The following is a 14,215-nucleotide window of genomic DNA, read 5'->3' on the forward strand; positions in this document are numbered from 1 at the left end:
GGAAAAATAACTCGTTGACGCTCGTCATTTTTCGGAGAGTAAAGCGTGAGAGCCATGAAAACAAGAATCGCAGCACTTGGTGTAATCTGTGTGTTTTTGACTGGATGTGCTTTTGTTCCTTCCGTCAAAAACAAGCTTTCGGTTCGTCCAGTTAAGTATGTACCGTGTTTGGAAAACATGGCGGCAAGTACTTCTTGTGGTTCTGTTACCGTACCTCCAGATGAAGCGGAAGGTTTTGTCGTGATTGTTGGTTGGAAACGATATGAAGAAATCACCGAATCAGCAGGGCAAAAAAAGTTGATTCAAGAACAGATGCACAAGAAATTTCATGATTTCGCTACAAGTGAAGTAGTCTCCCGTGATTATTGCCATTTAGCAAGTGTGCCAAGAGATAAACAGAATATTATGCGCTGGGAAGGATCGGGAGATCGGGGTATCTATGTTGTTTGTACTGAGTAAATACTCTGACAAGCGACCGCACCGGACAAATTCCCACCCTCACCTTTTGTGCAAAAATACGCACAAACTGGCAATGAATATGCCGTCTGGTCAGAGCCCAATGCATAACCGCAACATGCTGCGGGTTTTATAGGGAGAATTGATGCAATCTACAATTAAGAAAATGTTATTTAATTTTGGCGGCTATTCTTTTTGGGTTCTACTGGTTTGCTGGGGCTCTCTATTTCTTGTTCTTAAGAGTTGCCAAACGCTTTGCCATCATACTGTTGTAAATACTGTTTCATCACCAAGTGGTGAGCAAGTGGCAGAAGCTTGTCATCAGTGTCTCAGATCTTTATAAAGCTCGCAGCATCAATCCTAATGGTAGAAAAAGTGCTGACTTAAAAGTAAGTTATCAGTATCGTGAGCTCCAAAACCAATGACTAAATTTTATCGCCAGCAAACAGCGCTGGCTGCGACATCATCCTGCTGCGCGGCTTAACTTACGCCACAGATACAAGCCATACCAGGCATTAAACCAGAAGCCGCAATAGACAATAGCGGTGACATACAACTCACGCGAAACATATAACGGGATGGCGATGGTATTGACCAGTAACCAGAACCACCAGGTTTCCAGCTTACGGTTCATTAGCAAAAACTGGGCGATAAGGCTGAACATTAAAATAGAGGAGTCAATATAGGGGGCATAGCCATTGGTCAGGCTGTGCAACATAAAACCATGCGCCGCAGTAACAAGCAGTGCCAGCGCAGTAAACAGCAATAATTTTGTCGGGCGGGTGCTGCTTACCCGCTTGATGCCAGAGGCCCGGCCCCACTGATACCAGCCGATAACATTAGTAATAATAAAAAACAGCATCAGCATACTTTCAGCATACAGCTGCACCTGAACAAATAATGCCGCAAATAAAGCGCAGCCAATAATACCCAGCCACCAGGTATGAATACTGTTTCGTGCCGCCAGAAATACTGCCAATAGGTAAAAACCATTAGCCGCATACTCAAGCTGACTGAGGCTAATGGCCTGCGTGATATCAGTCAAGGCCATTACTGTGGTTGTCATTATTTATCAAGCCCACCCAGACACAGGTATTTAATGTCCATATAATCAGCCAGGCCATATTTAGACCCTTCACGGCCATAGCCAGATTGTTTTACCCCACCAAAGGGTGCAACGGGGTTGGATATCATGCCTTCATTAACACCCACCATGCCATAATGTAAGCCTTCGGCTGCCCGCCAGATGCGGCCAATATCCCGGCTGTAGAAGTAGGCTGCTAAACCAAATTCGGTCGCATTGGCCAGCTTTATGGCCTCTGCTTCATCATTAAAGCTTTGAATTGCCGCTACCGGGCCAAATATTTCCTGCTGCGCCAGTGCCATATCATTGTTGACGCCGGTAACTAAGGTTGGTAAATAAAATAGGCTGTCTGCTGCCTGGCGTTTACCACCACAATGTACCTTAGCGCCGTTTTCGGTTGCTTGCTGCAGCAGCTCGTCAACTTTGTCGCAGGCTTCGTCGCTGATCAGCGGGCCAATATCGACTTTATCATCGGTACCGTTGCCAAGTTTCAGCTTGCCAATAGCCTGTTGCAGTTTTTCGGTAAAGGCATCCAGCACTCTGTCCTGCACCAGGATCCGGTTGGTACAGACACAGGTTTGGCCGGCATTACGAAATTTAGAGGCCATTAAACCGTCAATGGCCGCATCCAGGTCGGCGTCATCGAATACGATAAAGGGGGCATTGCCACCCAGCTCCAATGAGACCCGCTTGACCGTGTCTGCACACTGCTTTGCCAGTTGTTTGCCAATGTTGGTTGAGCCGGTAAAGCTAAACTTAGCTACTCTGGGATCTTCAGTAAGTACCTTACCAATCGCTTTTGCATCGGTACTGACCACCACGTTAAATACCCCGGCCGGGATGCCAGCGCGATCTGCCAGTTCCGCCATGGCAAGTGCCGATAAAGGCGTAAGCTGAGCAGGTTTAACCACAAAGGTGCAGCCTGCGGCAAGTGCAGCCGCCGCTTTGCGGGCAATCATGGCATTGGGGAAGTTCCAGGGAGTAATGGCCGCGACCACGCCGACCGGCTGTTTTAAGACAATGATTCGTTGATCACTGCTTTTGGCCGGAATAGTATCGCCGTAAACCCGCTTGGCTTCTTCGGCAAACCATTCCAGATAAGAGGCGCCATAGGCAATTTCGCCCTTAGCTTCGGCTAACGGCTTGCCCTGTTCCAGTGTTAACAGCAGACCTAAATCGTCCTGATGCTCCAGCATCAGTTGTTGCCAGCGCATTAATAATTTTGCCCGTTCTGCTGCCGGGCGTGCCGCCCAGTCAGCCTGCGCCGTATCGGCTGCGGCCACTGCTTTCTTTGCGTCTGCAGCTGTTGCATCAGCTACCGTGCCAATGATCTCGCCGTTTGCCGGGTTGGTGACATTAAAAGAACGCGCTGCGCTCTGCCAGTTACCCTGCCAGTAAGATGCATACTTTAATAACGCCTGATCGTGTAGTTTACCCATACCCCCTCCTTATTCGAATAGCAGAAACTGTAAACCTGACTAACAGACAAGCTGGCAGCCACAGAGGTTCAGTCAATCTGTACTTTGTAGTGTTACAGTGTAGCAGCTCGTAAGGTATTCAATATAAACAGGAAGGCTGACGCCTGGTGCTGCTGCAACAGACCAGGCGTCAGAGAAGGGCAACTAGGTAAAGCTGGCGGCATTTAACCACAAATGCATGGCGACGCTGGCAAAATAGCCGAGCAAAATAACCGGCGCCCATTTCAGGTGCCCCATAAAGGTGTAATAGCCGCGGGCCTGGCCCATTAATGCCACCCCGGCAGCAGAGCCGATGGATAATAAACTACCGCCAACACCAGCAGTCAGGGTAATTAGCAACCACTGGCCATGCGACATATCGGGTTGCATAGTCAGTACGGCAAACATCACCGGAATGTTATCGATCACCGATGACATTAACCCCAGCACAACGTTAGCAATCGTCGGATTGCCATTGGCGTATAAACTGTTCGATAACAGCTCCAGATAACCAATATAACCTAAGCCCCCAACGCACATCACGACGCCATAGAAAAACAGCAGGGTATCCCACTCTGCACGGGCAATCCGGCTAAAGACATCAAACGGGACTATCTGCCCCAGTGAGCGAATGCGTTCCTGGTCGCCTTCCCGCTCGGCCATGGCCCGCTTGCGCGCCAGTGAACCGGGTAAGGTTTTGCGCAAAAAATAGCCAAAAAACTGCAACAACCCCAACCCGGTCATCATGCCGAGTACCGGCGGTAAATCCAGCCAGGAATGGTACAGCACTGCCAGGGCTATGGTAGCCAGAAACAAGGTTAGAATTCTAAGGGCACCGCGCTTCAGTTCTACGTCTTCTTGCAACGCTGCAGGGTAACGGCGCTCGACAAAAAAGCTCATAATAATTGCCGGCACCAGATAATTGACGACCGCCGGAATAAACAAGGTGAAGAATTCATTAAAGGTGATAATACCCGCTTGCCATACCATCAGGGTGGTAATATCGCCAAACGGAATAAAAGCGCCGCCGGCATTGGCAGCAATAACAATATTGACGCAGGTAAGATTAATAAAGCGCTTATCCCCCTCCGCCACTTTCATCACCACCGCACACATCAGCATGGCCGTGGTCATGTTATTGGCAAACGAAGAGATAACAAACGCCAGCACACCACTGATCCAGAACAAGCTGCGGTAGCTGAACCCTTTGCGGATTAACCAGGCCCGCAACGAATCAAATAATCTCCGCTCCTCCAGGGCGTTGATATAGGTCATCGCCACCAGCAAAAACAACATAAGCTCGGCAAACTCAAGCAGCGTATGACGAAAGGCATCTGCGGTAACGCCAGTAATACCATCCTGCATATAACGCCAGGCGACTAATGCCCAGATAATGCCGGCAGCAACCAACACCGGTTTAGACTTACGCAGATGTATTTTCTCTTCTGCCATTACCAGTAAATATGCCAATGCAAAAAGCACCAGCGCAATAATACCTACCGGAGAGCCGGTTAAATCCAACTCGCCAGTCGCAGCATATGCCACCGGTGTAAATACCACACAGACTATCAGCCACAGCAGCCACTGTTTCACGCGCTCACCCTCGGTTATATATTTAGATATCGTTGGCAGATGCCTATTGTAAATGAGCCCAGCTCAAATTCTCACGCAAATAATACAGTAATCGCTAACTTGCCAGACCATACTCGGCAAAACTGGCAGCATTGAGCCACAAATGCACAGCGATACTGGCAAAATATCCCAATAAAATGACCGGAGCCCATTTCAGGTGCCCCATAAAGGTGTAGTACCCTCGTGCCTGCCCCATTAGCGCTACACCGGCAGCTGAGCCAATCGATAACAGACTACCCCCCACCCCGGCGGTTAAGGTGATAAGTAACCAGTGGCCATGCGACATCTCTGGCATCATCGTTAGTACCGCAAACATCACTGGAATATTATCGATTACGGCGGAAATAAGCCCTAACGCAATGTTGGCGTAGGTCGCATCCCATTGGGTGTAAAGCACTGTCGACATCAGTTCCAGATAGCCAATAAAACCCAGTCCGCCCACACACATTACCACCCCGTAGAAGAACAACAGGGTATCCCATTCGGCGCGGGATACCCGGCTGAATACATCAAAGGGGACTATCTGTCCCAGTGCTTTAATACGCTCCTGATCACCTTCCCTTTCGGCCATTGCTCTTTTGCGAGCCAATGAACCCGGCAGAGTAACCCTTAGGAAAAACCCGAAGAACTGTAAGTAACCCAAACCGGTCATCATGCCAAGAACCGGAGGTAAATGCAGCACCGAGTGAAAGGCAACTGCGGTTGCAATAGTTAATAAGAACAGGCATAAAATGCGGATAGCACCACGCTTTAATTCAACTTCTTCGTACACAGCCGACGGTTTACGTTTTTCTACGAAGAAACTCATAATAATGGCTGGGATAAGATAATTGACCACCGAGGGTAAAAACAGCGCCAGGAACTCCATAAACCGCAATACGCCTGCCTGCCACACCATCAGCGTAGTAATGTCACCAAAGGGGCTGAAAGCACCACCGGCATTTGCCGCTACCACAATGTTTACACAGCACAGGTTAATAAACTTCTTGTTGCCTTCGGCCACTTTCATTACCACGGCGCACATCAGTAGCGCGGTGGTCAGGTTATCGGCGATTGGCGAGATAAAAAATGATAGTACGCCGGTTATCCAGAACAATGACTGGTAACTGAAGCCCTTACGCACCATCCAGCTACGCAGCGCATCAAATACCCGCCGCTCCTCCAGCGCGTTAATGTAGGTCATGGCGACCAGCAAAAACAGCATTAGCTCCGCAAACTCCAGCAGCGTATGACGGAACGCTTCTTCAGTAACCGTTGGCATATCAGCCTGAATGTAGCGCCAACCAATCAACGCCCAGATAATACCGGCCGCAACCAGTACTGGTTTGGATTTACGCAGATGAATCTTTTCTTCCAGCATCACCAGAATATAAGCAATGATGAAAATAGATAATGCCACATAACCTGTGGTCGAGGCCGTTAACAGCAATGGACCACTGGCAGCAAAGGCAAAAGGTGAACATAACAACGCAAACAAACTAAACAGCATGATGCTGAACTTAAACATGATTGGCTACTTCAAATTTAAACAACATAAGTAATACAATAAAACCAACAACCCGGCGGGGTGCCGGGCTGTTTATTTTATCAGCGAAGAATTAACAAAGAGCATTTCGCTTTGCTAATCATGGCAGTCGTGGTACTGCCTACAATAAACTGACGAATGCGGGAATGGCCGTACGCCCCCATCACCATCAGGTCAATATGATGCTCTTGCTGGTACTGGTTAAGTACCTCTTCCGGCTCACCACCTACTATGGCAATGCGGGTATCAAAACCAGCATTACGCAGAATGTGTGCTGCGGTTTCCATCTGCTGCTGTGCGGCTTCAATATTGGCGCCGGCCATCACCAGATGCACTGGCAACCCTTTACCGAGCGGACTGGCAGCCAGCATTTCCAGGCCTTTTAGTGCGGTGGCGCTGCCATCATAGGCCAGCATAATGCGTTGTGGTTCTTTATAGCTTTGCTGGGTTAATAAAATAGGTTTATGCACACTGCGAATAACCTGCTCGACATGCAACCCCAGATGGCCATGGGCATCGGCACTGCTAAAGCCGCGTTTGCCCAGCACCAGTAACCGGGTTTCTTCTTCCAGCTCGACCAGGGTTTGTACCAGGGTGCCGTGACGCAAGCGTTCATCGACAGCGGCAACGCCGGCCTGCTCAGCCCGGCTTTTCGCGGCATCGAGCATTAGCCTGCCGCGCTCCAGCGCCAGCTTGCCGTGTTTTTCATCCAGCTCTGCTAACTGTTGCAGCAACACTTCCTGCGAACCCAGGCCAATACTGCCGCTTAAATCCGGGGTATGGGTATGCTGTGCTTTATCCAGCACGTGAATGACGGCCATTGGCACAGTTAAACGGTTAGCTGCCCATACGGCATAATCACATACAGCTTCGGCATAAGGTGAGGCGTCAATACACGCCATTACTTTTTTAGTCATTGTTTTGCTCCTGTCGCCTGGGCCAATTTAGCCCGAAATAGTGTTACTAACCTTACCTGAGATCAATGTCCCATCAACTTTTCTACTGCATCAGGTCGATTATGTACCGCAAACTTGTCAACCAGCGTGGCGCTGGCTTCGTTCAGGCCAACCAACTCTACTTCGGTGCCTTCGCGGCGAAACTTCAGCACCACTTTATCAAGCGAGCTGATGGCGGTGATATCCCAGAAATGCGCCCGGTTTAAATCAATTCTCACTTTCTCCACCGCTTCTTTAAAATCAAATGCATCAATAAACTGCTCCGCCGAGGTAAAAAACACCTGACCAACAACGGTGTAGTCGCGCTGATGGCCATTGGCCGATAAGGTAGAACCGATAAACAGGATCTGCCCCACTTTGTTGGCAAAGAACAAGGCACTTAGCAACACGCCCACCAGCACGCCATAGGCCAGGTTGTGAGTCGCTACCACTACGAGCACGGTCATGATCATCACTACAGAAGAGCTTTTCGGGTTTTTGCGTAAGTCTTTAACAGAAGACCAGCTGAAGGTACCAATTGATACCATAATCATAATGGCTACCAGAGCGGCCATCGGGATCAAACCCACGTAATCACTGACAAAAACAATCAGCATCAATAAAAACACGCCGGCTAATAAAGTTGATAAACGGGTTCGTCCGCCTGATTTTACGTTAATAATAGACTGGCCAATCATGGCACAGCCGGCCATACCGCCGATTAAACCTGAACCAATATTAGCGACACCCTGGCCCACACATTCACGGTTTTTATCACTACTGGTATCGGTTAAATCGTCAACAATTGTTGCGGTCATTAATGATTCAAGTAGCCCCACTACCGCCAGCGCTAATGAATAAGGAAAAATAATTTGCAGGGTAGCAAAATTCAGTGGCACATCAGGCCACAGGAAAATGGGCAGGCTGTCGGGCAATTCGCCCATATCGGCCACGGTGCGGATATCCATACCAAAATACAAGGCCAGCGCAGTAAGCACTATGATACACACCAGGGGTGATGGCACTGCCTTGGTTAGGTAAGGAAACAGATAAATAATAGCCAGGCCCAAAGCGGTCATGCCGTACACCGTTAAGGTGCCATAACTGCCCGTTAATTCGGGCAGCTGTGCCATAAAAATCAGAATGGCTAATGCATTGACAAAACCGGTGACCACGGAGCGTGACACAAAGCGCATTAAATCGCCGAGCTTAAACAGACCAAAGATAATTTGTATAACACCACACAATAACGTGGCAGCCAGCAGGTATTCTAAACCGTGCGCTTTAACCAGGGTGATCATCAGCAGCGCCATAGCGCCGGTAGCAGCGGAAATCATTGCCGGGCGGGCACCGACAAACGCAATAATCAAACAAATAGCGAAAGAGGCATACAAGCCAACTTTGGGGTCAACCCCGGCAATAATTGAGAAAGCAATAGCTTCAGGAATTAAGGCGAGCGCCACAACTAACGCAGACAGAACATCGCCCTTCACGTTAGAGAGCCAGTTCTGTTTCAGTGAGTTCAGCATATTAATAAATGTCCGGAAGGTTAGAATCGTTTGAAGCAAAAAAAACAGCGCGCAGTATAAAGTTTTGTAGGCGACAAAACTAGAAAAAACTGCGCTAAATCGCCTTGCAAATCATTAATAAATACTGCTTATAAAAAGTACCGGCCAACTTTTGTGGTAAAACTACACCGGCAAACCTTCCCGATAAAACTGCACTTCACCGCAGTGGCTGCAAGGTAGCAGCTCACCAGGATGGGTGTAATCGATATGCTGATAACAGTTGCTGCAACGGTAGCGGCCCATGCCGACCATTTCACCCTGAAAATACACGCCCTGATGCTTGAAATCCTGAGTCAGCTCCTGCCATTCCAACTGGGTTTTATCGGTGATGCCGCTAAGCTCCTGCCATAACGCTTCAGGCCATAATGACGGGGCTGGCGTTTCGGGTTCAGTATTTTTTGCTTCCTCTTGCTGCTCATGCCACTGGCGTTTCAGCGTTTCGATAAACAGCCGGGTTTCATAAGCGCTGAGATCTTTACCCGCTTGCAGATAGTTTTTTAAGGTATCAATAAACTTAACCAGCTGGTTATCGTAATTATGCGGGTTTTGCTGCAAATTGCGGTTAAAGTCAGCTAACCATTTTTGATATTTCTTATTAAAATCACTCATATTTACTCCTTGCTGCTTTTTCCTAGTATAGACAACGCGCTTGCTTATTGTTGTCAAAACCGCGCTGCGGTATGCTATAGCCACTTTTTCCGGCATTGCCGGCCCTGCCAGAACTTTATCGTGGATGATGTAAATGCAACAACAATATGACCCGCAGCAAATTGAAACCGCTTTGCAACAACAATGGGAAGCAAACGACGCCTTTAAGGTGACTGAAGATCCCAGCAAAGAGAAGTTTTATTGCTTGTCAATGTTCCCCTACCCGAGCGGGCGTTTACACATGGGTCATGTCCGTAACTACACTATTGGCGATGTAGTTAGCCGTTTTCAACGGATGCAGGGCAAAAACGTGATGCAGCCTATGGGCTGGGATGCCTTTGGTTTGCCTGCCGAAAATGCCGCCATTAACCATAAAACTGCCCCGGCAAAGTGGACCTACGAAAATATCGACTACATGAAAAACCAGTTAAAGCGCCTGGGTTTTGGCTATGACTGGAGTCGCGAGGTTGCCACCTGCAAACCGGACTACTATCGCTGGGAGCAATGGTTCTTCACCAAGCTGTATGAAAAAGGCCTGGTTTATAAAAAAATGGCCACCGTTAACTGGGATCCGGTTGACCAGTGCGTGCTGGCGAATGAACAGGTTATTGACGGCCGTGGCTGGCGCTCAGGCGCGGTAGTAGAGCAGCGTGAGCTGGCCCAGTGGTTTATTAAAATTACCGCCTATGCCGAAGAGCTGCTGGCAGACTTAGAGCAGCTAACCGAGTGGCCAGAGCAGGTTCGCACCATGCAGAAAAACTGGATTGGCCGCTCAGAGGGCGTGAATATCCGTTTTGATGTCGCCTCAGCAGAGACTCGCGAGCTGGAAGTGTATACTACCCGTCCCGATACCCTTTACGGCGTAACCTATCTGGCCGTGGCCGCGCAGCATCCATTGGCGCGCCAGGCCGCAGCAACCAATCCGCAGCTGGCTGCGTTTATTGAAGACTGCAAAGGCGGCAAGCTGGCCGAAGCCGAACTGGCCACCATGGAGAAAAAAGGCTGTGCCACCGGCATATTTGCTATTCACCCGCTTACCGGCGAACAGTTGCCGGTCTGGGTCGCCAATTTTGTGCTAATGGATTACGGCTCAGGTGCGGTTATGGCGGTTCCCGGCCATGATCAGCGCGACTATGAGTTTGCCTCAAAGTATGGCCTGAATATTAAACAGGTTGTTGCTGCCAGCAGCGGCGATGCCGCCGACTTAAGTCAGGCAGCCTACACCGAGAAAGGCACCCTGATTAATTCGGCTGAATTTGACGGTCTGGAGTTTGCGGATGCCTTTAAGGCCATTGCTGACAGGCTGGCCAGCCTGGGCAAAGGCGAAGTAAAAGTAAATTACCGGCTGCGGGACTGGGGCGTATCGCGTCAGCGCTACTGGGGTACTCCTATCCCTATGCTGAACCTGGCCGATGGCTCGGTGGTGCCAGTGCCTGAAGATCAATTGCCAGTGCGACTGCCGGAAGATGTGGTAATGGACGGGGTAACGTCGCCCATTAAAGCCGACCCACAATGGGCAAAAACCGAGTACAACGGCGCGCCGGCTTTTCATGAAACCGACACCTTCGACACCTTTATGGAGTCAAGCTGGTACTATGCCCGCTACTGCAGCCCGGATCACGATCAGGCCATGCTGGACCCGGCAAAAGCCAATTACTGGCTGCCGGTAGACCAATATATTGGTGGCATTGAACACGCTATTTTACACCTGTTATATGCCCGCTTTTTCCATAAGCTGCTGCGCGATGTTGGCCTGGTGCAATGTGATGAGCCTTTTAAGCGCTTATTGTGCCAGGGTATGGTGCTGGCAGAGACGTTTTACCGCGACACTGAAAACGGTGGCAAACAGTGGTTATCACCACAGGATGTCATTGTAGAGCGTGACGAAAAAGGCCGGATTACTCAGGCTATTTTACAAAGCGATGGCCAGAGCGTGCAGTCGGCTGGCATGAGTAAAATGTCTAAATCGAAAAATAATGGTATCGATCCGCAGCAAGTGATTAATCAGTATGGTGCCGATACCGTGCGCCTGTTTATGATGTTTACCGCGCCACCTGAGCAAACCCTGGAGTGGTCAGACTCTGCCGTTGAAGGCGCACATCGCTTTATTAAACGGGTTTATACCCTGGTTAATGATGTCAAAGCCGCTGGCGCACCCGGCGTGCTGGACATTAGCTCCCTGAATGGCGAGCAAAAAGCCTTGCGTCGTGAATTGCATAAAACCATTTTTAAAGTCAGCGACGATATTGGCAGACGTTACACCTTTAATACGGCAATCGCCGCTATTATGGAACTAAGCAACAAGTTGCAACGGGCCGCGCTGGAAACAGAGCAGGATAAAGCCGTAATGCACGAAGCCATAGTGGCACTGTTGCAACTGTTAAACCCGATAACGCCGCACGTTGCCCAATATTTGTGGGACCAGATGGGTCAGGACCAGGGCATAGAGCAAACGCCATGGCCGGTGGTTGACGAGCAAGCGATGATAGAAGACGAAAAACTGGTGGTGGTGCAGATAAACGGTAAGGTACGAGCCAAAGTAACGGTGCAGGCTGCAGCCATTCAGCAGCAGGTGCTTGATATCGCCATGCAGGAAGAAAATGTGCAGCGTTTTCTGGAAGGTGTTTCAGTGCGTAAAGTGATTTACGTGCCAGGAAAACTATTAAACCTGGTGGTTGGCTAATATGGTTAAAATTGCCATAGCCGCCGCTCTGGCTGTGATGCTCAGTAGTTGCGGTTTTCACTTACGCGGTAATTTACCGCTGAGTCAGTTTCCGGCTATCTATGTGCAAAGTGAGGCGCATTCGCAACTGGCTCAATTGCTGAATCAACGCTTGCGTCAGAACAGCGTACAATTACTGGACAGTATGCAAGCTGACGCACCGACCATTCAGCTGGTAAGTGATACTCTGGAGCGGCGAACGTTATCGCTGTTTCCCAGCGGTCAGGTCGCAGAATATGAACTGATTTATAAAGTGAGCTACTATTTAATTATGCCCGGCCAGGAGCCGGCATTTAATCAGTTCGAATTGTATCGTGACTATCAGGACGATCCGAATCAGGCCCTGGCCAAAGCCCGCGAGCTGGATTTATTACTTGGCGAATTACGGCAACAGGCTGCAAATCGGATTATCCGGCAACTGGCCCGGTTAGACTGATGCAAAAGTTGTATGCTAACCAGCTGGCTGCCCAGCTTTCGCAAGGGTTAGCTGGCTGTTACCTGATATTTGGCGAAGAACCGTTACAAAAGCTTGAAGCCATTGATGCACTGCGCCAGGCGGCGAAACAACAAGGCTATGACGAGCGATTGAGTTTTACCCTGGATAGCCAGTTTGACTGGGCGCAATTGCATAATGAGCTAAGCGCCATGTCGCTATTTTCAGCTAAAAGGCTGATTGAACTGGAGCTTTCTCAGAAACTCTCCGCTGCCGCCAGCGATCAGCTAAAACAGTTGGCGCATTCATTATCAGCGGATATTGTTCTGGTATTGCATGGCCAGCGCGGGTTTGGCGAGGTGAGCAAACTGGCGTGGTTTAAACAGCTGCAACAGGTTGCCATACAGGTTGCCATTTATCCGCTGGACGATCGCCAGGCCCGGCAATGGCTGCAGCAGCGTGCCAACGTGCTTAACCTGCGCCTGTCTGCAGATGCGTTCAGCCTGTTACAACACCACAGTGCCGGCAATTTACTGGCGGCGCGCCAGGAACTGGAAAAGCTGGCATTAACCCATCCAAACCAAATGGTAGATGCCGCGGTACTGGCAAATTTTTTAGCTGACCACTCTTCGTTTACCGTATTTCAACTCGGCGATGCAATTCTCGCTGGTGACGGTCAGCAGGCCTTGCATCGGCTGCATCGTTTACTACAACAAGATATGGAGCCCGCTATTATTATCTGGCAGTTGCAAAAAGACTTGCAGCAACTGCAGCAATTGCAATATCAGCAGCAACAGGGTATTGCCCCGGCCCAGACCTTTAAACAACTGGCCATCTGGCCGAAACGCCAGCCGTTGTATCAACAGGCATTGCAACGATTATCGTTAAACTATCTGGATTACTTGTTACAGGAATTGGCCGCGTTTGACCGTTTATACAAAGGTGGTCAGCTGGCAGATCTTACTACCGCCCTGAGCCACCTGGTGTGTTTATTTATTAAACCCGTGCCTCGGACTTACAGCTTGCAACAACAGCATGATGACTGACACCCCCGCCAGCCCCCGGTCACCAATCGGTATTTTTGGCGGCACCTTTGACCCGATACACCAGGGACATCTGGCCTGTGCCCGTTATGTGCTGGAGCACTGTGCACTGGCACAACTGCAATTTATGCCTTGTCATGTGCCGCCGCACCGGGCAAGCCCGGGAGTAAGCGCACAGCAGCGCGCCACCATGATAGAGCTGGCTATTGCAGATGAAAGCGCCATGGTGCTGCAACCGCTGGAACTGAACCGAAGTAGTCCTTCTTATACCGCAGACAGCCTGGCATTACTCAAACAAAGCATGCCCAACAGCACCCTGGCATTTGTAATAGGCATGGACTCGCTGTGCTATTTTACCAGGTGGTATCAGTGGCAGCGAATTCTTGAGCTTAGCCATCTTATCGTCTGCCAGCGCCCGGGTTACAGCCGCCAGGAGGGCGACGCCCCCACCTTGCTTCGTCAGTATGCTGCAACTCCGGCCGCGTTGCACCAGCATACCCACGGCAAAATTATCGAGCTGAATAATCCCGACTTCAGCCCTAGTGCCACCGCTATCCGCTCAGCGCTTGCACAAAACCGGAAAAATATCAGCGAACTTGCCCTGCCAGTACTGAACTATATACAGCAACATCGACTCTATCAGAGCTAAGCGCTATAACCGCACAAAATCTGTGGTAAAATAGCCGCTTTTAGTCAGTATTGAGGAAAATAG

General features: G+C 49.7%; 12 protein-coding genes. 5 read left to right on the forward strand and 7 right to left on the reverse strand.

The window, feature by feature from the left end:
• The first annotated feature begins 54 nt into the window (after positions 1 to 54).
• On the forward strand, positions 55 to 459 hold the full coding sequence (locus tag B2X65_RS12555; RefSeq protein ID WP_290612989.1) for a hypothetical protein: 405 nt from the start codon (positions 55 to 57) through the stop codon (positions 457 to 459).
• 460 nt (positions 460 to 919) lie between these two features.
• Here B2X65_RS12555 and pnuC read toward each other — a convergent pair whose 3' ends face one another.
• From pnuC to B2X65_RS12590, 7 genes are all read right to left on the reverse strand, one after another.
• Entirely contained in the window at positions 920 to 1,522 is a 603-nt protein-coding gene (pnuC, locus tag B2X65_RS12560) for a nicotinamide riboside transporter PnuC (RefSeq protein ID WP_290612991.1), read from the reverse strand.
• The gene (locus B2X65_RS12565; protein ID WP_290612993.1) at positions 1,522 to 2,979 is read right to left on the reverse strand and encodes an NAD-dependent succinate-semialdehyde dehydrogenase; all 1,458 of its coding nucleotides are present in this window, start codon (positions 2,977 to 2,979) and stop codon (positions 1,522 to 1,524) included. Before B2X65_RS12565 ends, pnuC begins: the two co-directional genes overlap by 1 nt.
• A gap of 183 nt (positions 2,980 to 3,162) precedes the next feature.
• Positions 3,163 to 4,590 carry a sodium:proton antiporter NhaD gene (nhaD, locus tag B2X65_RS12570; protein ID WP_290612995.1) on the reverse strand — a complete coding sequence of 476 codons (1,428 nt, stop codon included), beginning with the start codon at positions 4,588 to 4,590 and terminating at the stop codon, positions 3,163 to 3,165.
• Positions 4,591 to 4,684: 94 nt separating this feature from the next.
• The gene (nhaD, locus tag B2X65_RS12575) at positions 4,685 to 6,136 is read right to left on the reverse strand and encodes a sodium:proton antiporter NhaD (protein WP_290612997.1); all 1,452 of its coding nucleotides are present in this window, start codon (positions 6,134 to 6,136) and stop codon (positions 4,685 to 4,687) included.
• Positions 6,137 to 6,216: 80 nt separating this feature from the next.
• Entirely contained in the window at positions 6,217 to 7,071 is an 855-nt protein-coding gene (locus tag B2X65_RS12580; RefSeq protein ID WP_290612999.1) for a universal stress protein, read from the reverse strand.
• Between the two features lie 62 nt (positions 7,072 to 7,133).
• The gene (locus B2X65_RS12585) at positions 7,134 to 8,618 is read right to left on the reverse strand and encodes a SulP family inorganic anion transporter (protein ID WP_290613001.1); all 1,485 of its coding nucleotides are present in this window, start codon (positions 8,616 to 8,618) and stop codon (positions 7,134 to 7,136) included.
• A gap of 162 nt (positions 8,619 to 8,780) precedes the next feature.
• Entirely contained in the window at positions 8,781 to 9,266 is a 486-nt protein-coding gene (locus B2X65_RS12590; RefSeq protein WP_290613003.1) for a zinc ribbon-containing protein, read from the reverse strand.
• Between the two features lie 133 nt (positions 9,267 to 9,399).
• Here B2X65_RS12590 and leuS point away from each other — a divergent pair, with 133 nt between their 5' ends.
• The 4 genes from leuS to nadD are packed head-to-tail and all read left to right on the forward strand — an operon-like array spanning position 9,400 to position 14,152.
• Entirely contained in the window at positions 9,400 to 11,988 is a 2,589-nt protein-coding gene (gene leuS / locus B2X65_RS12595) for a leucine--tRNA ligase (protein WP_290613005.1), read from the forward strand.
• A 1-nt stretch (position 11,989) separates the two neighbouring features.
• Positions 11,990 to 12,463, forward strand: a complete 474-nt coding sequence (gene lptE / locus B2X65_RS12600) for an LPS assembly lipoprotein LptE (RefSeq protein ID WP_290613007.1) — start codon at positions 11,990 to 11,992, stop codon at positions 12,461 to 12,463.
• The gene (holA, locus tag B2X65_RS12605) at positions 12,463 to 13,506 is read left to right on the forward strand and encodes a DNA polymerase III subunit delta (RefSeq protein WP_290613009.1); all 1,044 of its coding nucleotides are present in this window, start codon (positions 12,463 to 12,465) and stop codon (positions 13,504 to 13,506) included. Before lptE ends, holA begins: the two co-directional genes overlap by 1 nt.
• On the forward strand, positions 13,496 to 14,152 hold the full coding sequence (gene nadD / locus B2X65_RS12610) for a nicotinate-nucleotide adenylyltransferase (RefSeq protein ID WP_290613011.1): 657 nt from the start codon (positions 13,496 to 13,498) through the stop codon (positions 14,150 to 14,152). Before holA ends, nadD begins: the two co-directional genes overlap by 11 nt.
• The last annotated feature ends 63 nt before the right edge of the window (positions 14,153 to 14,215 follow it).

The sequence above is a fragment of the Arsukibacterium sp. UBA3155 genome (assembly GCA_002364615.1).
GTDB lineage: Bacteria > Pseudomonadota > Gammaproteobacteria > Enterobacterales > Alteromonadaceae > Alishewanella.